The sequence below is a fragment of the Thalassospira sp. TSL5-1 genome (assembly GCF_001907695.1).
Classification (GTDB): Bacteria; Pseudomonadota; Alphaproteobacteria; order Rhodospirillales; family Thalassospiraceae; genus Thalassospira.
Map to the genome: position 1 here is coordinate 101,299 of NZ_KV880637.1, position 22,501 is coordinate 123,799.

Here is a 22,501-nt window from a genome sequence, read left to right on the forward strand (position 1 = left end):
GTGTAAGGGGAAAAAGCGGCTTGATGGAAACCAAATTTCCGCTCCGGCCCGTGATTGTCGGGCTTGTGGTAAATCGGGCAGGGTTTTGCTCTAAGCAATTGAAGCCGTTGGGGCCCCCAGACAAAACGCGGTTTCACGCATCAGGACGAATAACTGCGTTCGGCTTCGGGGTTTTCGGCTTCATTGCGCGACAGGGCAGCAAGGTGCAATTCGCGCAGCATGCGCACGCTGGGACGCAGGGCAAAAAAAACGCTCCCCACCAAAAACAGCCATGTCCCTGCTTCCATCAGGGATTTGTAAAAGAAAAGGATCGAACCAACGATAAAGGCAATGGCGGCCAGTAGGTCAACCGCTGAATAGATCAGCTCGTATATGCTGTAGACTTCACGGTGGCGCGGCGTCTGGTCGAACCGACGGGCACGGAACAGTTTCATGCGGGATCTCCTGCAAAGAGGGGGCTTCACAGGAATTGAACGCAATTGAGGCAGAATTGTTTCGGCAAACTGTTGATTTTATGTCCTTTGTTGCCAGATTTCATCGCGCACGGGGATGGGCACCCCGATAAACTGCCATCAGGCGTTCGCTATCGACCGAGGTGTAACGCTGGGTCGTGGACAGCGAAACATGGCCCAAAAGGTCCTGAATGGTGCGTAAATCACCGCCGCCTGCCAGAAGGTGGGTGGCAAAGCTGTGGCGCATGGCGTGCGGCGTTGCCGTTTCCGGCAGATTGAGCAACGCACGGATGCGGCGCATTTCGCGCTGGGCGACCTGGGCAATCAGGCGTTTGCCCCGTGCGCCCAAAAACAGCGGATCATGGCCGGTTTGGGTGTAGGGGCAGGCAGTAAGGTAGTCGTCAATCGCCTCGATCACGACGGGTAACACCGGCACCAGGCGTTGTTTGTTGCCTTTGCCGGTAATGACCAGCGATGAGCCTTGCGGGCGCTGGTCGTAATTAAGGCTTAAGGCCTCGGCAATACGCAGGCCACAGCCATAAAGCAGGGTAAACAGGGCCAGGTTGCGCTTTGCCAGCCACGGGTCGTCCTGAAAGGCTCCGGCATTGTCGATCACGGCCATTGCATCTTCGGGGGTTAGCGGTTTGGGAACCGATTGTGCCTGCCTTGGATTGCGGATGGTGGTGATGGCGGCATTTTGCCCCCGCCCGGTGCGGTCGAGAAAACGATAGAAATTGCGCAGTGTTGAAAGGGCGCGTGCGGTGGATGATTTTGCCATATCCGCGGCATTGCGGTGCGCAAGCCAGCTTCGGAAATCGCGCGGGGTGAGGGATAATAGCGTTTCCAGTGTGGGCGCACCGCCGCGATGCTGGTCGATAAAGGCGAAAAACGCATACAGATCGACCAGATAGTTTTCGGTGGTGTGATGGGAGGCCCGCCTTTCACTGCGCAGCCATTGCAGCCAGGCATCCACGGTTTGCCGGGTATCGGTGGGCAGCGTCAGGGCGGTTAGCGCGCTTGAGGGTTTGTCTTTCAGGCCGGGTTGGTCAGCCATCGGCGCACACCAAATTCAATAACGGATGACAGAAACAGGATCAGATCCGCCCCCTGTGCCGGGCTGAAATAGCCGGGTTCGGCAACCCCAAAGGCCACCAGCCCGACCGGATCGTCGTAAAACGGGGCCAGGCGAACAAGGGCGGCGGAATTGACAATATCGGCCTTGGGGCCAAAAATGGCCTCGTCGCCCGCATGTTCGGGCACCAGCCAGACATCGTGATCTTCGCCCAGCACCTGGTCAACGGCACCCTGTGTCAGGCGGCGCACCCGCCCGCCACAGCGCGGTACCGGGTTATCGGGATGTTCTTCAAAACAGATGGAAATGCAGTCCAGATCCAGAAGTTGCGGCACCAGATCCTGCAGGGCCTCGACAAAGGTTTCAAACCCGCGTGCATTGAGCAGGGCCAGAACCGCCCGGTGAATGCGCTGCTGGGTTTCGAGGTTGGATTTGGAGATATTGATCAGCTCGCTGGTGGCACCGCGCAGCCGGTCGCTTTCGGCGCGCAGGCGTTCAACAATATATTGCTGCATGTCGGCGACACCGGACCCATGATGGCGCACCGGCATTTCCAGACTGTCGAGAAGTTCGTGGCGGTGTTTGAAAAAGTCAGGATTTTCTGCAAGATATTCGGCGATATCTTCTGCGCGCAAAGCAGTTTTTTCCATGTGTCCCGGCAGTTTGTTGTCATATTAAAAAACCCGGCTGCCACAATGCGGGCAACCGGGTTAAATGCTGATTAAAGGCGGCTTAAAAATTGTCCGCCGTTCAATCCTTACAGGATCGACTGACCGGTTTTTTCCCAGTCGGCCAGGAAGGCTTCGAGGCCCTTGTCGGTCAGCGGGTGTTTGAACAACTGACCCAGAACCTGCGGCGGAATGGTGACGACATCTGCACCCAGACGGGCCGAATCGACAACATGCTGCGGGCCGCGTGCGGATGCGACCAGCACTTCGGTTTCCCAGTTCGGGTAGTTGTTGTAAACTTCGCAAATGTCGGCGATCAGCTGCATGCCATCGCTGGAAATGTCGTCCAGACGGCCAACGAACGGCGAAACGTAGGTTGCACCGGCCTTGGCAGCCAGAATGGCCTGACCAACCGAGAAGCATAGCGTGACGTTGGTTTTAATGCCTTCGTCGGTGAAGGTGCGGCAGGCTTTCAGCCCGTCCGGGGTCAGCGGCAGTTTGACGACGACATTGTCGGCAATTGCGGCCAGCTTGCGGCCTTCGGCGATGATGGTGTCATAGTCGGTCGCGGCGACTTCGGCGCTGACCGGGCCATCAACAACGTCGCAAATTTCCTTGATCAGGTCGATAAACGGGCGGCCAGCCTTGGCAACCAGCGACGGATTGGTGGTGACGCCGTCTACCAGGCCAGATTTGGCAAGTTCGCGAATGGCGTCGATGTCGGCGGTGTCGATGAAGAACTTCATTATAATTCCTGCTGATGAAGACCGTTGTTCGAGGATGCAGATTACTGCTATTGGCTGTGGGACCGTATTTTACCGGCTAAACCGGACCTTGTGCGGTTCGGATCACGCCAGCCTATCGTGACGGGGTTTATAATATATGTGCGCCGCAAAGGCCATAACGGGAAATCTGTTTGAACGTCGCACGGTGTCCGTGCTGCCGCCCCTGCCATTGGCGGGGCCTTATGACTATGTCGTTCCCGAAGGCCTGGATGTTGCGCCGGGCGATTTTGTCGAAATTCCCCTGGGACGTCAAACCCAGCGTGGTGTTGTCTGGGGTGATGCCACAGGCGAGGTGGACCCGGCCAAACTGCGCGATATTTACGGGGTGCTGCCTGCCGCCCCGATGCCCGCGGTAACGCGTCGCTTCATCGATTGGGTATCAGCCTATACCCTCAGCCCGCAAGGGGCCGTTTTGCGCATGGCGATGAGTGTGAGTGACGCACTCGACGCACCAAAGCCGGTTTTTCGCTTTGGTCTGGCGCATGGCGCGGTCGAGTCGCAGGCCCATATCCGTATGACCCCGGCCCGCAAACGCATTTTATCGCTGCTGGCCGATCACCCGTCGCTGGAACAGGCCGATATCTTGCAGGAAACCGGCACCACTGCCAGCGTGCTTAAGGGGCTGGTCGAGGCAGGCGTGGTGCGGCGCGAACAGGTTGCCCCGCCATCGCCCTTTGCCCTGCCGGATTTATCCATTCCCCGCCCGAACCTGTCGGAAGATCAGGAAAAGGCGGCCGATTTTTTATGTGACAAGGTCGACGCGGGCGGATTTTCAACCATTTTGATTGACGGTGTGACCGGGTCGGGCAAGACCGAGGTGTATTTTGAAGCCGTGCGCGCCGCCCTGGCCCTGGGCCAGCAGGTTATGGTGCTGCTGCCCGAAATTGCCCTGTCGGCCCAGTGGTTGCAGCGGTTTCGCGACCGGTTTGGCGTGGAACCGGCCCTTTGGCATTCCGAGGTTGGGCAGGCGCGACGGCGCGAAACCTGGCGGGCGGTGGCTGATGGTTCTGCGCGGCTGGTGGTTGGCGCGCGATCGGCGCTGTTTTTGCCTTATCGCAAGCTTGGCCTGATAGTGGTCGATGAAGAACACGAACATGCCTTCAAGCAGGAAGATGGCGTGATTTATCATGCCCGCGATATGGCGGTGGCGCGCGGGCATTTGGGCAAATTCCCGGTGATGCTGGCTTCGGCCACGCCCTCGCTTGAAACACTGGCAAATGTCGAGGCAGGCCGGTATGAACGCGTGGTGCTGGGCCAGCGCCACGGGGTGGCCGTGCTGCCCCGTGTCGAGATTGTCGATATCCGCGTGGATAAGCCCGAACGACAACGCTGGATCACCCCGACCCTGAAACAAAGACTGGTGGAAACCTTTGAAGCCGGTGAACAGGCGATGCTGTTTTTGAACCGGCGGGGCTATGCGCCGTTAACCCTGTGCCGCGCCTGTGGTCATCGTTTTCAGTGCCCCAACTGCACGGCCTGGCTGGTGGAGCATCGCGCCTGGGGCAAGTTGCAGTGCCATCATTGTGGTTATTCGGCCAAAATTCCCGATGCCTGCCCGGCCTGCGGGGCAGAGGAAAAACTGGCCCCCTGTGGCCCGGGGGTGGAACGCCTGTATGAAGAAGCAATCCAGACCTTCCCGGATTTGAAAGTCGAGGTGGCAACATCGGACAATATTGCCGGGCCAAAGGCGGCTGCGGCCCTGGTGGACCGGGTGCATAACCATGAAGTTGACCTGCTGATTGGCACGCAAATTCTTGCCAAGGGGTATCACTTCCCGATGCTGACGCTGGTGGGCGTGATTGATGCCGATTTGGGCCTGGCGGGCGGCGATTTGCGCGCTGCAGAGCGCAGTTATCAGCTTTTGACCCAGGTGGCAGGGCGTGCCGGGCGGGGGGAACGACCCGGCACGGTGCTGTTGCAAACAGCAGACCCGAATAACCGGGTGATTAAGGCGATTGCGGCGGGCGACCGTGATGCCTTTGACAAGGTAGAGCTCTCGGAACGGATGAAATACGGCATGCCGCCGCATGGGAAGCTGGCCGCATTGATTATTTCCGGGAAAAAGGAAAACGAGGTCGATGAAGCGGCCTGGCGCATTGGCCGCGTGGCCCCGCGGGGTGATGGCATTGTTGTGCTGGGACCGGCCCCGGCACCGCTATCGTTATTGCGCGGGCGGTTCCGTCGGCGGTTTTTGCTGCGTACCGATAAATCGGTCAAGGTGCAGGCGGTTATCCAGGACTGGCTCAGCCGGGTAAAAACGCCGGGCAGTGTGCGGGTGCAGGTCGATATCGATCCCTATAGTTTTATGTAGGTGTCATACGTTTTGCCCATTATCTTGTGCTGGTTTGAGGGCTTGCGAGGGTGACGTGTTCCCCGTCAATGCCATCCGGCCCAAGATAACGTGCAACGATTGCCTGCAAACGGCCATCGTCGCGCATCTTGCGGATGATGTTGTCATATCGTTTGAGGAACAGGCCTTTGTCCGGATAAACCGAGGCACGGCTGAAGGGGTTATAGTAGGGTGCGCGCCGCAAGGGCTGTGTTAAAAACGCAATTTTGTCGCGTTGGCCCTTTTGCAAGGCACAATAAACGGTTGTCAGATAATTGACCGGCACCACATCGACCCGTTTTTCCAGCAGCATCGGGATCAAAAGGTCGTTGCGGGCAACAGTGATGATGTCGAGGCCCGACTTCCAAAAGGCTGGCGTATAGGAATATCCTGCCGCTGCCCCAATGCGGTAGGGGGCGAGGTCGTTTAGTGTCTTATAATGAATATAGTCCCGGTCCGAGGCGCGAACCGCAAACCGCCAGTCCAGCGAGAGATGTGACTCCTCGGGATATAAAAGATATTTCTCCCGTGCTTCATTGCGCGAGAGGCTCATGACAATGTCGGATTCTCCGGTTTCGGCATTGCGCAGCAAACGCCGACCACTATCGACAAAGCGAAAGACATAGTCGCTGATGCCCATTTCGCCCAGCACTTCGCTCAGGATATCAACGTCAATGCCCTGGGGTTTTCCGAAGCTGGACCATTTGAGCGGGGGTTCTGTCAGGCCTTCGATAACAAGCGTATGCGCATAGCCTGCGCGCGGGAGCAACATAAAGCAGCCCAAAAGGATCATGGCCATCATATGGAAGGCGCATCTTTGTAAGGTGATGTCGTCGAACCCGTCTATCACAATGGTCGTTTCCGGTTTTTAGTGAACTGGTAGTGAACTGGATATCTCCTATACTTTTAGAGTAATTGAGGCGCAAAAGTATTAAGAATCGAAGGAATTTGACGATTAATGTGCGATTGCGCGTCGTTATTCCGTGCCAGGGCCGGTTTGATTGGGTTGGCGAAAGGGGGCGGGGACAAGGCGCATATTGCCTCTATGGCAATGATTTCCGCCGAAGAAAGAGCGTTTTACGGAGACAACATGGAACAAGAAAATCAGACCACCATTTGCCAATGGGCAGAGGAAACTTTTGGTCAGGTGGCCGACCCGGTGGCGCTGGTGGATCGCGCCATGATGGAAATGCAGGAATTGCGTGCGGCGGTGGTGAGCCAAGACGTGGACGAGATTGGCAGGGAAAGTGCCGATGTGATGATTTTGCTGTATCGCCTTGTTGATCAGTTCGGGCTGGATTTGCTGATGCAGACCGATGCCAAGATGGCGATCAATCGCAAGCGCGTCTGACAGGCCAAGGGCGATGGCACCGGGTCGCATATCTGATTGTGTCTGCGAGCATGTGACGGGATGGTCTCACAGAAGGCGGTTACGGATTCCCCGTCACGAAACTTTTTGAAAGGAATCGACCAAGGGTGCGTTTGATTTGGTAAATTTTTCCCGTTCCGGTTGGAAATCCTGTGTGTTCGTTCACACTTGCGCCAAGGTTGTTTGCCGCGAATGGCTTAATTTTGCCTGAATCTTCGAGATTCGCGCTGAACAGGTCGCGCATTGGGCAAAAAAGCACGATTTTCAGGGGCCGGAACGATGCCGCGTGACGGGCAAAAAGCCGCGATTTTTCAAGGATGATGGCCGCAGACTCAAATGAGTTGCCAAACTCGTCACAATTGCGGTTGCGCGGGGGTTGCTCCTTACTGGGACATGTGCTACCAAACGCTCGCTTCCCGAAGGGCCATCTCTTCGGGGGATCATTTTTTTATATGTATCCGAGTCGTTCTCATAACCAGAATTGAGGGCTTTCACCGGTGTCCCAAAATACTGCCGCGACCGGGCTGCAAGGACGTTATGCAACTGCACTGTTTGAGTTGGCCAATTCGGCTGACCAGCTTGATGTGGTTAAAGGCGATCTTGAATTGCTCGACCAGGCCATCGTCGAAAGCGATGATCTGCGTAATGTGCTCCGTAGTCCCGTGATTTCCCGGGACGTGCAGGCGAATGCTATGGCAGCCCTTCTTGACAAGTTCGGTGTTTCCGAGCTGACCAAGAAAACGGTTGGCCTTCTGTGTCAGAAACGGCGCCTGTTCGTCCTGCCGGGCGTAATCAAAGCTTACCTTTCCATGCTCTCCGCCCACCGTGGCGAAGTGACCGCTCAGGTGACTTCGGCTACCGCGCTGAAGGACGAGCAGATCGAAGCCGTTACCGGCGCTCTTAAGGAAGTAGTCGGTGCCACTGTTAAAGTGGACCTGAATGTCGATCCGGCGGTTCTTGGCGGCCTTGTCGTCAAGGTCGGTTCCCGGGTTTTTGATGCCTCGCTTCGTACCAAATTGCAGAAGCTCGAGCTCGCTATGAAAGGGGTTGCGTGATGGAAATCCGCGCCGCGGAGATCTCCGCTATTCTCAAGGATCAGATTGCCAATTTTGGCGCTGAAGCCGAAGTGGCCGAAGTCGGTCAGGTTCTTTCTGTTGGTGACGGTATTGCCCGTGTTCATGGCCTTGACAATGTTCAGGCTGGTGAACTGGTCGACTTCCCCGGCGGAATTAAGGGCATGGCCCTGAACCTGGAAGAAGACAATGTCGGTATCGTTATTTTCGGTTCTGACCGTACGATTAAAGAAGGCGACCAGGTAAAGCGTACTGGCGCCATCGTTGACGTGCCGGTTGGCAAGGAAATGCTGGGCCGCGTCGTTGATGCGCTTGGTAATCCGATTGACGGCAAAGGCGAGATCAAAACGACCGAGCGTCGTCTTGCTGACGTCAAGGCGCCGGGCATCATCCCGCGTAAATCGGTTCATGAACCGGTTCAGACCGGCATCAAGTCGATTGACTCGCTGATTCCGATCGGGCGTGGCCAGCGCGAACTGATCATTGGTGACCGTCAGACCGGTAAAACCGCCATTATCATCGATACCATTCTGAACCAGAAGCCGGTGAATGACGCTGCTGCTTCGGACAGCGACAAGATGTTCTGCATCTATGTTGCCGTTGGTCAGAAGCGTTCGACCGTTGCCCAGGTGGTTAAGGTTCTCGAAGAGCGCGGCGCGATGGAAAACACCATCATTGTCGCAGCAACCGCTTCGGACCCGGCACCGATGCAGTTCCTGGCACCGTTCGTTGCCTGTGCAATGGGTGAATATTTCCGCGACAACGGCATGCACGCCACCATCTTCTATGATGACCTGTCCAAACAGGCTGTGGCTTATCGTCAGATGTCGCTGCTGCTCCGTCGTCCGCCGGGACGTGAAGCATTCCCGGGTGACGTGTTCTATCTCCACTCACGTCTGCTGGAACGCGCAGCAAAGATGAATGACGAAAACGGCGCTGGCTCGCTGACCGCTCTGCCGGTTATCGAAACCCAGGGTAACGACGTTTCGGCCTTTATTCCGACCAACGTGATTTCGATCACCGACGGTCAGATCTTCCTTGAAACCGACCTGTTCTATAAGGGCGTTCGCCCGGCTGTGAACGTTGGTCTGTCGGTTTCGCGTGTGGGTTCCTCAGCACAGATCAAGGCAATGAAACAGGTTGCCGGTTCGATCAAGCTGGAACTTGCCCAGTATCGTGAAATGGAAGCATTCGCCCAGTTTGCATCGGATCTTGATCCGGCAACCCAGAAGCTCCTGGCCCGTGGTGCGCGTCTGACCGAGCTGCTCAAGCAGCCGCAATACTCGCCGCTTAAGGTCGAAGAGCAGGTTGTCGTGATTTATGCCGGTGTTAAAGGCTATCTCGATGCGATCTCTGTTTCGCAGGTCCGTGCGTTTGAAGAACAGTTCCTTTCGGAAGTTCGTTCTGCTGGCGCAGACATTCTCGATGCCATCCGCACCGAAAAGGTCCTGTCGGCTGACAGCGAAGCAAAACTGAAGGCGTTCCTCGACAAGTTCGCGAAAACCTTCGCGTAAAAGTCTGAACTTTAGGCGAAGGAGGAAACGCAATGGCTAGTTTGAAGGACTTGCGCTCGCGCATTGCCAGCGTCAAATCGACGAGGAAGATTACCTCGGCGATGAAGATGGTGGCCGCGTCCAAGCTCCGTCGCTCGCAGGATGCTGCCGAAGCAGCCCGTCCCTATGCTGAACGCATGGGGACGATGCTGGGACGGCTTGCAGCTGCGGTTGGTGGTTCACAGGGAGCACCGAAACTGCTGGCCGGGACCGGCAAGGAAGACACCCACCTGATGGTTGTTTTCACGGCTGATCGTGGTCTTTGTGGCGGTTTTAACGCTTCGATCGTCAAGGCGGCCCGTGCGAAAATTCGCGCACTGAAAGCTGACGGCAAAACGGTCAAGATTATCTGTGTTGGCCGCAAGGGTGCCGATGCCCTCAAACGCGACAATGGCGATGCGATTATCGCGCGCTATACCGGGATTGAAGGCAAAAAGGGAATTGATTTTTCCGAGGCATCCGCGGTTGCAGACAAGGTTCTGGAGCTGTTCGAGGCCGGTGAATTCGACGTATGCACGATTTTCTTCAACAAATTCGTGTCGGCGATTTCGCAGGTTGTGACTGAACAGCAGCTGGTTCCCTTTGCCGGAGAGGCAGAGGAAAACAACCAGGAAGCTGGCGGAAACGGTGCGTCGGCGGTTTATGACTACGAACCGTCGGAAGAAGCCATTCTGGCAGACTTGCTGCCACGTAATGTTGGCGTCCAGATTTTCGGGGCCATGCTGGAAAGCAGTGCTTCGGAACACGGTGCGCGGATGTCCGCAATGGATAACGCAACCCGCAATGCCGGCGACATGATCGACCGACTGAGCATTCAGTATAACCGCTCACGTCAGGCGCAGATCACCAACGAACTGATTGAAATCATTTCCGGCGCCGAGGCTTTGTAAGCGGGTCGCAGGAACTAACGGATAGATTTGTCCGAGCAGGAGACAATACCTATGGCGAACAAGAAGGCGGGGAAAATTTCCCAGGTAATGGGCGCCGTCGTCGACGTTAAATTCGACGGCGAATTGCCGCCCATTCTGAACGCGCTGCATGTTGACAACAACGGTCAGCGTCTGGTTCTCGAAGTTGCACAGCATCTTGGCGAAGGTGCCGTCCGTACTATTGCTATGGACACCACCGAAGGCTTGCAGCGTGGTCAGGAAGTCGTTGATACCGGCGATGCGATCTCGGTTCCGGTTGGTCCGGAAACCCTGGGGCGTATTCTGAACGTTATCGGCGAGCCAGTTGACGAACGTGGCCCGGTCAACGCCAAGAAGACCTCCCCGATTCACCGTGAAGCGCCCGAATTCACCGAGCAGTCCACCGATACCGAGATCCTGGTTACCGGCATTAAGGTCATCGACCTGATCGCGCCGTACACCAAGGGTGGCAAGATTGGTCTGTTCGGCGGTGCCGGTGTGGGTAAAACCGTTCTCATCATGGAACTGATCAACAACGTGGCAAAAGGCCACGGTGGTTATTCGGTTTTCGCTGGTGTGGGTGAACGTACCCGTGAAGGTAACGACCTCTATCATGAAATGATGGAATCAGGCGTTATCAACCTTGAAGGGGATTCCAAAGCCGCACTGGTTTACGGTCAGATGAACGAGCCCCCCGGAGCCCGTGCCCGTGTTGCGTTGACCGGTCTGACTTTGGCAGAATATTTCCGTGACGAAGAAGGTCAGGACGTGCTGTTCTTTGTGGACAACATTTTCCGCTTCACCCAAGCTGGTTCGGAAGTGTCCGCACTTCTCGGTCGTATCCCGTCGGCAGTGGGTTATCAGCCCACACTCGCAACCGACATGGGTGCGCTGCAGGAACGTATTACCTCGACCAAAAAAGGTTCCATTACCTCGGTCCAGGCCATTTACGTCCCGGCCGACGACTTGACCGACCCGGCGCCGGCAACCTCGTTTGCCCACTTGGACGCGACCACCACGCTGAACCGTCAGATCGCCGAGCTCGGCATCTATCCGGCCGTGGACCCGCTTGACTCGACCTCGCGTGCGCTTGATCCGAGTGTTATCGGTAAAGACCACTATGAAACCGCCCGTGAAGTTCAGCGTGTGCTGCAGACCTACAAGAGCCTGCAGGACATCATCGCCATTCTCGGCATGGACGAACTGTCTGAAGATGACAAGCTGATCGTGGCTCGCGCCCGTAAGATTCAGCGTTTCCTCTCGCAGCCCTTCCATGTTGCTGAAGTCTTCACCGGTACTCCGGGCGTGTTCGTTCAGCTCGAAGACACCATCAAGGCATTCAAGGCGATTTGCGCTGGTGAATACGACCATCTGCCGGAACAGGCATTCTACATGGTTGGCACCATCGAAGAAGCCATCGAGAAAGCCAAGAAGATGGCCGAAGCTGCCTAAGGCAGCTTCGGTCCCCCTCCGGGTAAGGAGCGAGGACTGTCATGACTGATACGACTGTACTGGAACTTGTTTCACCGTCTGCCCTGCTCAAATCCGAGCCGGTCGAGATGGTTGTCGTTCCGGGCACGGAAGGGAACTTTGGTGTATTGCCCAAGCATTCGCCGCTGATCTCGACCATTCGTCCGGGCGTCATTGACATCTATACGGGTGGCAAGGTTTCGGAACGCATTTTTGTAGCTGGCGGTGTTGCCGAGGTTAATCCCGAGCGTTGCACCATCCTGGCGGAAGAAGCCGTTTCGATTGCCGACATCAAGGCAGACGAAGCACAGACCCGTCTGGAAGCTGCAAAGGCTGCTTTCGAGGCTGCAAAGACACCTCACGAAAAGGCAAATGCCGAACGTGATGTTGAAATTGCCGTTGCGCTGATCGCCGCTTTGACGAACTGATCTGCTGCATTGTTATTAAAAAGGGCCGCTATCAACCGATAGCGGCCCTTTTTTTTGTTTGAAGGAAACAGGAGAAGGCCCCATAGCGCGCCTTGCGGGAACATCTTGTTTCCCTTGAACATGCCTGTTCCTAGAGGTCGCGATCAGCGGAGTAGGCGATATCTTTTTGGGCTTCAAGTTCTGACAGGCGTTCCTGCAGAGCCGCATGGATGGAGTGATAGGCTGAACTGCCAAGTGTGACGCGGCGGGGAGCAGGAGTTACATCGACGGATGCCACCATTGCCTGGGCGGTGCGGATGGCATCGCCTTTGATCACAAAGTTACCGTTGGCAATGGCATTGCGCACATCATGGGCCGGGGTGCCCTCATAGGCATCCATTAGCGGCGGGCTGACCAGACCAGCGCCAAAGCCCGTTTCAGTCGGGCCGGGTTCGATGATTGTACAATCAATACCGAAACCGGCAATTTCCTGACGCAGGGATTCAATGAAGCCTTCAATCCCCCATTTGGTCGTGTGATAGAGGCTGAAATTCGGATAGGCGATTTGTCCGCCTTCGGATGAGACCTGCATGATCCGCCCGTTTCTCTGAAGCCGCAAATGGGGTAAGGTCGCGCGGATCACCTGGATCGACCCGATGATATTGGTGTTGATTTGATCAATAATCTGATCATCGGTCAATTCTTCGGCCGCACCAAACAGGCCGTAACCGGCATTATTGACGATTACGTCAATCGGTCGTTCGGCAAAGGCTGCGTCTACCACACGCCGGACCGCGGCGGTGTCGGTGACATCAAGTTGATGAATTGAAAGCTGGGCGGGATATTTTGACGCAAGAGCGTCAAGCACGCCTTTTTTGCGCAGGGTGGCGATAACGTGATCGCCGCGTTCCAGCAGGATTTTGGTCATTTCCAGACCGAGGCCCGACGATGTGCCGGTAATGAACCATGTACGCATCATGTTTTCCCTTCATGGTTAAAAAAACATGACCTGCATATAGGTGGGTATATTGATGGGACTATGCTATATAATTTGCATAACATGATGGGAAATACCCATGAATTATCAGCCCAGCCTGAATGACCTAAAGGCATTTGCCTGTATTGCGGCCCGGCAGAGCTTTCGCAAGGCTGCCGATGATCTGGCACTCGCACCGTCGACGTTAAGTCATGTTATCCGTAGTCTGGAAGAGAATCTGGGGGTGCGGCTGTTTCATCGCACTACACGCAGCGTTGCCTTGACCGATGCCGGGGAACACTTGCTGGCAAGGTTGCAACCCTTGTTAAGCGAGCTGGATTTTGCCCTGGATGAAGTGAACAGCTTTCGCAGTAAACCAAGCGGTCTTTTGCGGATCAATTCCAGCGAGATCGCGATTTCATTGCTGCTTGACGATGTGGTGCCCGTTTTTTTGGCACAATATCCGGAAATGTCACTGGATTTGGTGAGTGACGGGCGGTTGGTCGATATTGTGGCGGAAGGGTTCGATGCTGGCCTGCGGCTGGGCGAAACCGTGCCACAGGATATGATTGCCGTTAAGTTTGGTGGGGAGACCCGGTTTCTGGCTGTGGCATCGCCAGACTATTTTGCTCGTCACAAGCCACCCCAAAGCCCGGAGGATTTAAAACGCCATCGTTGTATTCGCCATCGTATGCCCAGTGGCAAGCTTTATCAGTGGGAATTTGAACGCCACGGGCTGGAAGTGCGTATTGATGTTTCCGGTGCCCTGACGCTGGATCATCCAGGGATGATGGTCAAGGCGGCGCTGGCAGGGTTGGGTATTGCCTATGTGCCGCTTTATCTGGTGGCGGATGCGCTTGAGGATGGCCGACTGGTTAATGTACTTGATGACTGGTGCCCGACAATACCAGGCCTGTATTTATATTATCCCGGGCATAGGCATGTGCCAAAGGGGCTGAGGGCCTTTATTGATGTGATGAAGGCACACATGAAGAAAACGGGCAGGCACCAGTAGGTGTTGAACGGTTTAGTACGGGGTTTCGGACGGGGTTTTGTGCTGGCTTAGTGCGACGGGGTCAGTGCTGTATCAAGCCAGAAAGTTTCTATCATTTTCATCAGATCGATAAATTCGAGGACATCGACCGGTTTTCGCAAATAGCAGTTGGCCCCGGCAGCATAACACAAGTCGACATCGCGTTCGGCGGCGGATGTGGTCAGTACAATGACCGGGATGCTGGCTGACGTCGGATCGTTGCGGATTTCACGCAACATTTCGCGGCCATCCTTGCGCGGCATGTTCAAATCCAGCAGGATAAGTTTGGGCCGTGGCGCATTGCGATATTGTCCATCCTGCTGGAGGAATTGCAACGCCGTGATGCCGTCCTTGACGTGATGCAGGTTCACCGGACGGGAGAATTCCTTCAGGGCTTCCTCGACAAGGCGGGCGTCACCAGGATTATCCTCTATCAGCAATAAATCGCTGGGCGTTTTCACCGCTGACATGCTTCTCATGCTCCATTATCCTTACGAACAAGGCCGGCACCTCGGACAGCTAGCTTTGACCTAAACTTCACTATAGCATTGCCGATTATTTATAGGGGAGCCGTTTTTGATTGTCGTTTGCAATTTAGCATCCAAAAGGCAAAAAGCGGCTTTTTTTCCATTTCGTGAAATAAAAGTACGAGATGTGAGCCTGTGAAACGTGCTTTTTTTTCACCCAACATGTGGAATGCCGGGAGAAATGGGTCTCACAAGCCTTTGTTCCATTCCAGCCTAACAGGAGTCGTAATCATATGTACCGCACGATCTTCTGTTAGGGGCAGATAGTGTTTTTGTCGAGATGACGTTGATATGGGCTAATTGGTCGCCAGCCCTACCTGGTTGGCCAGTGCGGCAAGTTGGGCCAGGGCCGGTTTGTTACCCTCAAGCGCGGTTTGCGCCTGTTGATAGCTTTCCTGCGCCTTGTCTTTCATTCCCATCACGACATAAGCGCGCATCAGACGGGCCCAACCGTCCGGGTCTTGCGGGTTTTCCTCAAGCTTTGACGCAAGACGTCCGACCATGCCTTCGATCATTTGACGGCGTTCTTCGGGTGTCATCTCGGCGGCGGCTTTCATGTCCTCCTGCGAGGGGCCGACATTGCCGGCAATGGCCGGCGGTGTTGTAGCAGAGGGCAGTTTTAACCGACCAGAGATATCAATGCCGCTGGCGGTTGCCGTTTGTTCGATTTGACGGACCACCATCGGTAGCCAGGAGGCATCGGCCGGGGCACCATTTGCCAGCGCAATCCAGCGCTCCAGCGCAGCCTGGGTTTGACCCTGCTGCAGGTCGGCCAGGCCAAGGTAAAAGGCGATGCGCGGATTATGGTTGCCGGATTTGGCTGCTTCCTCTAGGGCGCCGCGGGCGGCTGCCGTAACCTGCCCGTCGCTGGCGCGAATAATCGCTTCGGCATACATGGCGAGATAGGCCCCGTCACGATTGGACAGTTTAACGGCTTCAAGAAAAGCGGTTTGGGCCTGTTGCGGGCGATTAAGCGCCATCAGGCTGTTGCCCAGCATTTCCCAGTTTTCAAGATTGTTGGGGTTTTGGATCAGTTTGTTTGACAGATCAGCAACCGCTTTGCGCAGGGCCTGTTCACGTTCGCCATTTTGCAGGCGGGCATTGCGCGCAGCCATTATTTCGTCGCTGCGCTGGGCAATCGGGCGGTCTGGCAGGGCAGGGTGCCCGAGATCAAGATAAAGACCCAGACCGCCAATAAGACTGATCAGCACCAAGGCAATCGCTATCGGGCGGGCAAAGGTACCGTTTTTTTTGCCCGTGCGTTTTTGGGAACGGGCTTGAATGCGCTGGTCGGTGGCAAGGATACGGCGCTGAACTTCGATCCGGGCGGCATCGGCCTGTTCGGCATTTAACACGCCGCGCTCAATGTCACGGTTAATTTCGGCCAGCTGGTCGCGGTAAACATTCAGGTCGCGTTGCAATTCGTCCTGGTCGGACAGGGCCGATGCCTGCGCGGCCATTTGATCGGCGGTTGCATCTTTGGGCAGCGGTTGACCACGACGGGTGCCGACCAGAACAGGCCATAGCACATAGCCCGCAACAGCCAGGGTAACGAGGGCAAAAACAATCCAGACGGTCATGGGTAAAGGGTATCCTGTTTTCGTTTTTGCCGTTTATTCGGCCGGTTGGGCAGTATGGCCGGTTTTGGGGGCTTTTTTGCGTGACCGGTTAGGGGCCCCAACACGATAGCGCCGGTCAGAGAGCGACAACAGGCCGCCTGCCACCATCACCAGTCCGCCGACCCACATCCACGGGATCATTGGTTTGATGTAAAAGCGCGTGACCCAGGTGCCATTATCATCCGGGTCGCCCAGCACGGCATAAACATCGCCAATGAAGCCCGATTTGATGGCGGCTTCCGTTGTTGGCTGGCCTTCGACGGTATAGATGCGTTTTTCCGGGGCAAGAATGGTGGTTTTGTCGCCCGGATGCTGCACCGTGATATGGGCGCGACGGGCCATATAGTTTGGTCCCTGGACTTCCTTGATATCATCAAGCGTAAAAGTGTAGCTGCCAACCTTGACACTGTCGCCAACCGACATTGCCTGCACGCTTTCTGTTGTCCAGGCCTGGGAGCCGGTAATTCCGGCAATAACGATTGCAACCCCGGCATGGGCCAGCATCATGCCATGCGCGGAACGCGGAAGGTTGCGCATGCGGCGGAAACTGTTGCCCAGTGGTTCACGAAACAGCTTGATCCGCTGGGCCCATTCCAGAAGGGAGCCCACAAACAGCCACACCGCCAGCCCCATGCCAAACAGGGCAAAGGCCGGGCCACCCGAGAGCCAATACGTGACCAGTACCGTTAGCACGACGATGGCAATGGCGAGTTTCAGTTTGCCAATGGCAACAAACAGATCGGCACGTTTCCAGGGTAAAAACGGGCCAATTGCCATCACAACAATCAGCGGCGTCATGATCGGCACAAAGGTTGAGTCAAAAAACGGTGCCCCGACCGAGATTTTTTCGCCGGTCAGGGTTTCCAGAAACAGCGGATACAGCGTGCCCAAAAACACCATCGCTGCGGCAATGGAAAGCAGCACATTGTTAAAGACCAGCGCCCCTTCGCGCGAGATCGGCTGAAACAGTCCGCCGCCCTTAAGTGTTGGCGCACGCCAGGCATAAAGCGCAAAGGACCCGCCGACCGACAGGGCCAGCAGCGCCAAAATGAAAATGCCGCGTTTGGGGTCGGTCGCGAAGGCGTGAACCGATGTCAGCGCGCCGGAGCGCACCAGGAATGTGCCCAGAAGCGAGAAGGAAAAGGCGATGATGGCAAGAAAGATGGTCCAGCTTTTAAGGGCGTCGCGTTTTTCAACCACAATGGCCGAATGCAACAGCGCCGTCCCCGCCAGCCACGGCATGAAGGATGCGTTTTCAACCGGGTCCCAGAACCACCAGCCGCCCCAGCCAAGTTCGTAATAGGACCACCATGAACCAAGCCCGATGCCTGCGGTTAGAAAAACCCAAGCGGCCAGGGTCCAGGGCCGGACCCATCGTGCCCAGGCCGGGTCAACCCGGCCTTCGATCAGGGCGGCAACGGCAAAGGCAAAAGCGACCGAAAAACCGACATAACCCAGATACAGGAACGGTGGATGAATGGCGATGCCCGGATCCTGCAAAAGCGGGTTCATGCCCTGGCCGTTTAAGGGCGGGTTGGCAATGCGTTCAAACGGGTTGGAGGTCAGCAGGATGAACAGCAGAAATCCGACCGCGATCAAACCCATGACGCCAACAACACGCGCGAGTAGGCTGGGGGGTAAATTGCGACCAAAGGCCGAGACCGCCGCACCAAACAAAGCCAGGATCATGACCCATAGCAGCATCGAGCCTTCGTGATTGGCCCAGACACCGGTGATTTTATAAATGAGCGGTTTGGCCGTATGGCTGTTTTCCACCACATTAAGAACCGAGAAATCGGACGTGACATAGGCATATGTCAGCGCGCCAAAGGCAAACGCGATCAGGATAAAGCTGGCAATCGCGGTGCGCGGGGCCACCCGCAGCAGCGCGGCATCATTGCGGGCCGCAGCCAGAAAGGGCACGGTGGACTGTGCAAAGGCCATCGCCAGCGCCAGTACGAGGGCATAGTGTCCGAGTTCAACGATCATGGGGGCGTGCGCGTCCTTTATATTCAGGTTCGAGCCGGTATAATGTGTGATGCAAAGTTTGGAAACCTTGCGGAATATCAAATTTGCGCTATTTGCACGGGCACATTAAATAGAATTATTATATACACCCAGCTTGAGTGCCAAGTTAGCCACACCGAAGGGTCGTAAAATGAACCAATGTCCCGTTATTGACATTGCACAGCGGGAAATGTGGGCGCGTCGGGCGACCACGGCGTCCATCATTATTGCTGCGACCCTGATCGTTATTAAGGCGATTGGCTGGTTCATGACCGATTCGGTCAGTCTGCTGTCTTCGATGATTGATAGCATGCTTGATATCGGTACGTCCGTGATCAATTTCATGGCGGTGCGCAGCGCCTGGCGCCCGGCCGACCATGACCACCGTTTTGGACATGGCAAGGCAGAGCCCCTGGCCGGGCTGTTTCAGTCCGCCTTTATGCTTGGTGCGGCGGTGTTGGTGCTGGCCGAAGCCTCATCGCGTCTGATGGACCCGCAACCGATGCGCCTGGCCAATGAAGCCATTTATATTATGGTGGTGTCCCTGGGCATGACGATTGGCCTGGTTCTGTTGCAGCGCAAAGCGATGCGGATGTCCGGCTCGATGGCCGTTGAGGCCGATTCGCTGCATTACAGTTCGGATATTCTGGCGAATGCGGCCGTGATTGTGGCCCTGTTGATGGTGGGGTCGGGCTTTTTATGGGCTGACCCGTTAATTGGCGGCATCGTGGCGCTGTTCTTGCTCTATTCGGCAGGAAAGGTCGGGCGCGAGGCGGTTTCGGTGCTGATGGACAAGGAATTACCGGAATCCGATAGCCAGCGCATTATTGAACTGACCATGAAACACAAATCCGTGATCGGCATTCACCGCTTGCGCACCCGGTCATCGGGCGTGCATCGCTTTGCCGAGATCGAACTGATCATGGATGGCGGTATGCTGATGCGCGAGGCGCACACCATTTGCCATCAGGTGATGGACAGTATTCGCGGTGAATATCCCGACCTGGATATTACCATCCATCCCGAACCGCCCGAAGACATCCATCTTGACGAATTCAACGGTTATACCGAAGACCCGGAATTCTGGCATGCGGCCCGGGCGCGCAAGGTGGGCATGGATGATATTCCCGTTTCCAATAGCGAACTTGCCACCGGGCGGTAAAGCTTGAGCCGGGTTTTGATACGCTGACATGTCGGGCAAAAAGATCGGGGGCCGCTGATGCAGCCCCCGTTGTTGTTCCTGTTGGTGCGCGTTAACGCGATTACAAAACCGTTAGCATGCTGGCAACCAGCGGATGGCGGACAATATCCTTGTCACGCAACTGCACGCAGGCAATATCCTCGACATGTTGCAAGCGGTCCGACATTTCCGACAGGCCGGAAAGTTCGGGCAGAAGGTCGGTCTGGTCCGGGTCGCCGGTCAGGATCATGGTGGAATTCCAGCCCAGGCGCGTGACCAGCATTTTAAGCTGCCCATAGGTGCAGTTTTGTGCCTCGTCGATCACGACAAAGGCATTGTTGAGCGTGCGACCACGCATATAGCCGATGGGCGCAATTTCAATTGTGCCATCGGAAAGATAGGTGCGCAGGCGTTTCGCCCCTAGCCGGTCATTTAACGCATCATAAAGCGGGCGAAGGTAGGGGGCCATTTTGGCCTCTACATCGCCAGGCAGGAAACCGATATTTTCGCCTGCTTCCACCGCCGGGCGGGCGAGAACGATGCGGGCAATGTCCCCGGAATCCAGGGCCTCAACCGCCTTGGCAACGGCGATATAAGTTTTACCCGTGCCCGCCGGACCCAGGGCCAGCACCAGGTTGAAATTGTCAATCGCTTCCATCAGGGCGGCCTGGTTTTCACTTTTTGGCCGGATATGGCGACGGTAGCTTTGATCGCGATGGGTTGGGGGAACGTTCTGACCCTGTTCTGCCAGGGGGTCCCAGCCGGTTTTGCTGTCATCGAACAGTTCGTGGATGTTGCTGTCTGCCTGTTGCGGACGGCTCCGACGGCGTGCTGCGCGCTTACCCATGATGATCACCTCGCGATTTGAAACCGGCAAAACCCGAAAAGTCCCCATTTCGGTTTGACGGTTTACGTTGTGCAAAAAGCAAAACGCGCCATTCCAGTGCAGGAAAGGCGCGTGAACAATTTTCATCGTGCAAAAAGTAAGAGGACGGTCTAGGCAACTGGCCGGATCCCGATACAGGCTGTATCTGCGATCCGGGGGGAGAAAAAATACGATGTGAGACGCTGATTTGCGGCACTCGTTTGTCCCCTGTTAAGCCCGGCTCATGACCGGACACAAGAATCCTACGCCCGCTTTAACGGGCTTGTCATCCTTTTTTGCATTGTTAAATTTGCATGAATCTGGAAAATCGCTGAATTTCAAATGTTTATCTTGCAGGTGCGAAAGAAAAATTTGCTTCACTGCGGCATAGTCCGATGAAGGGATATCTAAAGAAGGTATTTTTGCTTCCGATTTGACTGTGGGTTGCATCGTGTCGGTATCGTTTTTGGGGGCTAACAGCCTGCTTCATGCCCGATATGATGATTTCATTGTGGTAACGCGGCCAAAAATCGCTACAGTGCGCCGCAATTGAATGTGTCAGGATAATTGGAACTACCATGTCGTCGATCGACCAACAGGTATCGCGCCGCCGGACCTTTGCCATCATTGCCCACCCGGATGCGGGTAAAACGACACTGACCGAAAAGCTGTTGCTGTTCGGGGGTGCCATTCAGATGGCAGGTGCGGTGAAGGCGAAAAAGGAACAGCGTGGCGCGCGTTCGGACTTTATGAAGATCGAACAGGATCGCGGTATTTCCGTGTCTTCGGCTGTGATGACCTTCGAGTTTGAAAAAAACATCTTCAACCTGCTCGATACGCCGGGCCACGAAGACTTTTCCGAAGATACCTATCGCGTGCTGACCGCAGTGGACAGCGCGGTGATGGTGATTGACGGTGCAAAGGGCATCGAGGCCCAGACCCGCAAGCTGTTTGAGGTTTGCCGCCTGCGTGACGTGCCGATCACGACCTTTGTCAACAAGCTTGACCGTGAAGCCCGTGATTCGTTTGAACTGATTGATCAGATCGAACAGGATCTGGCGCTTGATGTGTCGCCGGTGACCTGGCCGATTGGTTCGGGCCGTGATTTTCATGGCTGCTACGATTTGGTCAATGATCAGCTTCTGTTCATGGAAAAAGGCGGCAATGTCGTCAAGGAAGCCATTCCGATCAAGGGGCTTGATGATCCCAAGCTTGATGAACTGATCCCGGATTATCTTCTGGAAAAGCTGCGCGAAGAAATCGAAATGGTGCGCGAAATCTGCCCGCCATTTGATTTGCAAAGCTATCGCGAGGGGCATCTTACGCCGGTCTTTTTTGGGTCGGCTGTCAATAATTTTGGCGTGCGTGAATTGTTGCGCGGACTTGGCGATATCGCACCAACCCCGCGCCCGCAGGAAGCGGCAACGCGCATGGTCGAGGCGGTCGAGCCCAAGGTGGCGGGCTTTGTCTTCAAGGTGCAGGCCAATATCGACCCCAACCATCGCGACCGTATCGCATTCATTCGCCTGTGTTCGGGCCATTTCAAACGCGGCATGAAACTTAAACATGTGCGGGCCGGTAAACAGATGGCGGTGCATAACCCGATGCTGTTTTTTGCCAATGAACGCGATATTGCCGAAGAAGCCTGGCCGGGGGATATCATTGGTATTCCCAACCACGGCACATTGCGCATCGGCGATACCCTGACCGAAGGCGAAGACCTTCGTTTCCGTGGTGTTCCGGCCTTCGCACCTGAATTGCTGCAAAAGGTGCGTCTGGATGACCCGTTAAAGGGCAAACATCTTCAGCGTGCGCTTGAACAGCTTGCCGAAGAAGGCGCATCACAGGTGTTCAAGCCGATGATGGGCGCGGACTGGATCGTTGGTGTGGTCGGACAGCTTCAGTTCGAGGTTCTGAAAGAACGTATCGCGGCCGAATATGGCATCAAGGTTCACTTTGAACCGACCCCGGCCTATGCCGCGCGCTGGGTGATGTGTGATGACCCGCTGGAAATGAAAAAGTTCCGCGATGCCAACCAGTCGGCCCTGTATGAAGACCATGACGAAACGCTGGTTTTCATTGCCCGCAACGCCTGGCACCTTGAAACCATCGAACGCGACTGGCCGAAATGCAAATTTGAAGCCACCCGCGAACAGAATATGGTTGCGGCGTAAAACACGCGATTAAGCCTGTTATGATAGTTTGAAA

20 protein-coding genes are annotated in these 22,501 nt (G+C 55.7%); 10 read left to right on the top strand and 10 right to left on the bottom strand.

From position 1 onward, the window contains the following. Positions 1-140: 140 nt before the first annotated feature. The 4 genes from LF95_RS00485 to fsa all read right to left on the bottom strand — a co-directional run bounded on the left by LF95_RS00485 (position 141) and on the right by fsa (position 2,938). Complete coding sequence (locus LF95_RS00485) at positions 141-434, bottom strand: YrhK family protein (protein WP_073953193.1); 294 nt, start codon at positions 432-434, stop codon at positions 141-143. A gap of 100 nt (positions 435-534) precedes the next feature. After that, the gene (locus tag LF95_RS00490; RefSeq protein ID WP_083607433.1) at positions 535-1,506 is read right to left on the bottom strand and encodes a tyrosine recombinase XerC; all 972 of its coding nucleotides are present in this window, start codon (positions 1,504-1,506) and stop codon (positions 535-537) included. After that, a complete protein-coding gene (locus LF95_RS00495; protein ID WP_073953194.1) occupies positions 1,485-2,174 on the bottom strand; it encodes a DUF484 family protein in 690 nt (229 codons plus the stop codon). Before LF95_RS00495 ends, LF95_RS00490 begins: the two co-directional genes overlap by 22 nt. Before the next feature lie 107 nt (positions 2,175-2,281). Further along, positions 2,282-2,938 carry a fructose-6-phosphate aldolase gene (gene fsa / locus LF95_RS00500; RefSeq protein WP_073953195.1) on the bottom strand — a complete coding sequence of 219 codons (657 nt, stop codon included), beginning with the start codon at positions 2,936-2,938 and terminating at the stop codon, positions 2,282-2,284. A gap of 136 nt (positions 2,939-3,074) precedes the next feature. On the opposite strand from fsa, the gene LF95_RS00505 reads away from it, so the two are divergent. Further along, a complete protein-coding gene (locus LF95_RS00505; RefSeq protein WP_073953196.1) occupies positions 3,075-5,288 on the top strand; it encodes a primosomal protein N' in 2,214 nt (737 codons plus the stop codon). Between the two features lie 19 nt (positions 5,289-5,307). Here the strand turns inward: LF95_RS00505 and LF95_RS00510 are convergent, their stop codons facing one another. Beyond that, positions 5,308-6,108 carry a substrate-binding periplasmic protein gene (locus LF95_RS00510; RefSeq protein ID WP_083607434.1) on the bottom strand — a complete coding sequence of 267 codons (801 nt, stop codon included), beginning with the start codon at positions 6,106-6,108 and terminating at the stop codon, positions 5,308-5,310. Between the two features lie 288 nt (positions 6,109-6,396). Between LF95_RS00510 and LF95_RS00515 the strand changes: the two genes are divergently transcribed. The 6 genes from LF95_RS00515 to atpC all read left to right on the top strand — a co-directional run bounded on the left by LF95_RS00515 (position 6,397) and on the right by atpC (position 12,107). Then, positions 6,397-6,657 (top strand): nucleoside triphosphate pyrophosphohydrolase family protein, encoded by a 261-nt coding sequence (locus tag LF95_RS00515; protein ID WP_073954729.1) that lies wholly within the window; start codon positions 6,397-6,399, stop codon positions 6,655-6,657. Positions 6,658-7,172: 515 nt separating this feature from the next. Continuing rightward, the gene (locus LF95_RS00525; RefSeq protein ID WP_073953198.1) at positions 7,173-7,730 is read left to right on the top strand and encodes a F0F1 ATP synthase subunit delta; all 558 of its coding nucleotides are present in this window, start codon (positions 7,173-7,175) and stop codon (positions 7,728-7,730) included. Continuing rightward, positions 7,730-9,262: a F0F1 ATP synthase subunit alpha gene (gene atpA / locus LF95_RS00530; protein ID WP_073953199.1), complete on the top strand. Its 1,533-nt coding sequence runs from the start codon at positions 7,730-7,732 to the stop codon at positions 9,260-9,262. The genes LF95_RS00525 and atpA overlap by 1 nt, the downstream gene beginning before the upstream one ends. A gap of 32 nt (positions 9,263-9,294) precedes the next feature. Beyond that, positions 9,295-10,191, top strand: a complete 897-nt coding sequence (locus LF95_RS00535) for a F0F1 ATP synthase subunit gamma (RefSeq protein WP_073953200.1) — start codon at positions 9,295-9,297, stop codon at positions 10,189-10,191. A gap of 51 nt (positions 10,192-10,242) precedes the next feature. After that, positions 10,243-11,661 carry a F0F1 ATP synthase subunit beta gene (gene atpD / locus LF95_RS00540; protein ID WP_073953201.1) on the top strand — a complete coding sequence of 473 codons (1,419 nt, stop codon included), beginning with the start codon at positions 10,243-10,245 and terminating at the stop codon, positions 11,659-11,661. Positions 11,662-11,702: 41 nt separating this feature from the next. Beyond that, a complete protein-coding gene (atpC, locus tag LF95_RS00545; protein WP_073953202.1) occupies positions 11,703-12,107 on the top strand; it encodes an ATP synthase F1 subunit epsilon in 405 nt (134 codons plus the stop codon). A 130-nt stretch (positions 12,108-12,237) separates the two neighbouring features. On the opposite strand, the gene LF95_RS00550 is transcribed toward atpC, so the two are convergent. Next, positions 12,238-13,062: an SDR family oxidoreductase gene (locus LF95_RS00550; RefSeq protein WP_371440794.1), complete on the bottom strand. Its 825-nt coding sequence runs from the start codon at positions 13,060-13,062 to the stop codon at positions 12,238-12,240. A 100-nt stretch (positions 13,063-13,162) separates the two neighbouring features. On the opposite strand from LF95_RS00550, the gene LF95_RS00555 reads away from it, so the two are divergent. Further along, positions 13,163-14,077, top strand: coding sequence for a LysR family transcriptional regulator (locus LF95_RS00555; RefSeq protein WP_073953204.1), 915 nt, complete (start codon positions 13,163-13,165; stop codon positions 14,075-14,077). 47 nt (positions 14,078-14,124) lie between these two features. Here LF95_RS00555 and LF95_RS00560 read toward each other — a convergent pair whose 3' ends face one another. From LF95_RS00560 to LF95_RS00570, 3 genes are all read right to left on the bottom strand, one after another. Beyond that, complete coding sequence (locus LF95_RS00560) at positions 14,125-14,574, bottom strand: response regulator (RefSeq protein ID WP_252509608.1); 450 nt, start codon at positions 14,572-14,574, stop codon at positions 14,125-14,127. 344 nt (positions 14,575-14,918) lie between these two features. Then, positions 14,919-16,202 carry a c-type cytochrome biogenesis protein CcmI gene (ccmI, locus tag LF95_RS00565; protein WP_073953206.1) on the bottom strand — a complete coding sequence of 428 codons (1,284 nt, stop codon included), beginning with the start codon at positions 16,200-16,202 and terminating at the stop codon, positions 14,919-14,921. Between the two features lie 33 nt (positions 16,203-16,235). Beyond that, positions 16,236-18,230 (bottom strand): heme lyase CcmF/NrfE family subunit, encoded by a 1,995-nt coding sequence (locus LF95_RS00570; protein ID WP_073953207.1) that lies wholly within the window; start codon positions 18,228-18,230, stop codon positions 16,236-16,238. 169 nt (positions 18,231-18,399) lie between these two features. Between LF95_RS00570 and LF95_RS00575 the strand changes: the two genes are divergently transcribed. Beyond that, a complete protein-coding gene (locus tag LF95_RS00575) occupies positions 18,400-19,410 on the top strand; it encodes a cation diffusion facilitator family transporter (RefSeq protein WP_073953208.1) in 1,011 nt (336 codons plus the stop codon). Positions 19,411-19,510: 100 nt separating this feature from the next. Here the strand turns inward: LF95_RS00575 and LF95_RS00580 are convergent, their stop codons facing one another. Next, positions 19,511-20,275 (bottom strand): PhoH family protein, encoded by a 765-nt coding sequence (locus LF95_RS00580; protein ID WP_073954730.1) that lies wholly within the window; start codon positions 20,273-20,275, stop codon positions 19,511-19,513. A gap of 596 nt (positions 20,276-20,871) precedes the next feature. On the opposite strand from LF95_RS00580, the gene LF95_RS00585 reads away from it, so the two are divergent. After that, on the top strand, positions 20,872-22,467 hold the full coding sequence (locus LF95_RS00585) for a peptide chain release factor 3 (RefSeq protein WP_073953209.1): 1,596 nt from the start codon (positions 20,872-20,874) through the stop codon (positions 22,465-22,467). Positions 22,468-22,501: the final 34 nt, after the last annotated feature.

Bases quoted from the DNA above. Each gene is read 5' to 3' on its own strand.
- LF95_RS00485 (WP_073953193.1), bottom strand. From the start codon at position 434: ATGAAACTGTTCCGTGCCCGTCGGTTCGACCAGACGCCGCGCCACCGT.
- LF95_RS00490 (WP_083607433.1), bottom strand. From the start codon at position 1,506: ATGGCTGACCAACCCGGCCTGAAAGACAAACCCTCAAGCGCGCTAACC.
- LF95_RS00495 (WP_073953194.1), bottom strand. From the start codon at position 2,174: ATGGAAAAAACTGCTTTGCGCGCAGAAGATATCGCCGAATATCTTGCA.
- fsa (WP_073953195.1), bottom strand. From the start codon at position 2,938: ATGAAGTTCTTCATCGACACCGCCGACATCGACGCCATTCGCGAACTT.
- LF95_RS00505 (WP_073953196.1), top strand. From the start codon at position 3,075: ATGTGCGCCGCAAAGGCCATAACGGGAAATCTGTTTGAACGTCGCACG.
- LF95_RS00510 (WP_083607434.1), bottom strand. From the start codon at position 6,108: ATGATGGCCATGATCCTTTTGGGCTGCTTTATGTTGCTCCCGCGCGCA.
- LF95_RS00515 (WP_073954729.1), top strand. From the start codon at position 6,397: ATGGAACAAGAAAATCAGACCACCATTTGCCAATGGGCAGAGGAAACT.
- atpA (WP_073953199.1), top strand. From the start codon at position 7,730: ATGGAAATCCGCGCCGCGGAGATCTCCGCTATTCTCAAGGATCAGATT.
- LF95_RS00535 (WP_073953200.1), top strand. From the start codon at position 9,295: ATGGCTAGTTTGAAGGACTTGCGCTCGCGCATTGCCAGCGTCAAATCG.
- atpD (WP_073953201.1), top strand. From the start codon at position 10,243: ATGGCGAACAAGAAGGCGGGGAAAATTTCCCAGGTAATGGGCGCCGTC.
- atpC (WP_073953202.1), top strand. From the start codon at position 11,703: ATGACTGATACGACTGTACTGGAACTTGTTTCACCGTCTGCCCTGCTC.
- LF95_RS00550 (WP_371440794.1), bottom strand. From the start codon at position 13,062: ATGCGTACATGGTTCATTACCGGCACATCGTCGGGCCTCGGTCTGGAA.
- LF95_RS00555 (WP_073953204.1), top strand. From the start codon at position 13,163: ATGAATTATCAGCCCAGCCTGAATGACCTAAAGGCATTTGCCTGTATT.
- LF95_RS00560 (WP_252509608.1), bottom strand. From the start codon at position 14,574: ATGAGAAGCATGTCAGCGGTGAAAACGCCCAGCGATTTATTGCTGATA.
- ccmI (WP_073953206.1), bottom strand. From the start codon at position 16,202: ATGACCGTCTGGATTGTTTTTGCCCTCGTTACCCTGGCTGTTGCGGGC.
- LF95_RS00570 (WP_073953207.1), bottom strand. From the start codon at position 18,230: ATGATCGTTGAACTCGGACACTATGCCCTCGTACTGGCGCTGGCGATG.
- LF95_RS00575 (WP_073953208.1), top strand. From the start codon at position 18,400: ATGAACCAATGTCCCGTTATTGACATTGCACAGCGGGAAATGTGGGCG.
- LF95_RS00580 (WP_073954730.1), bottom strand. From the start codon at position 20,275: ATGGGTAAGCGCGCAGCACGCCGTCGGAGCCGTCCGCAACAGGCAGAC.
- LF95_RS00585 (WP_073953209.1), top strand. From the start codon at position 20,872: ATGTCGTCGATCGACCAACAGGTATCGCGCCGCCGGACCTTTGCCATC.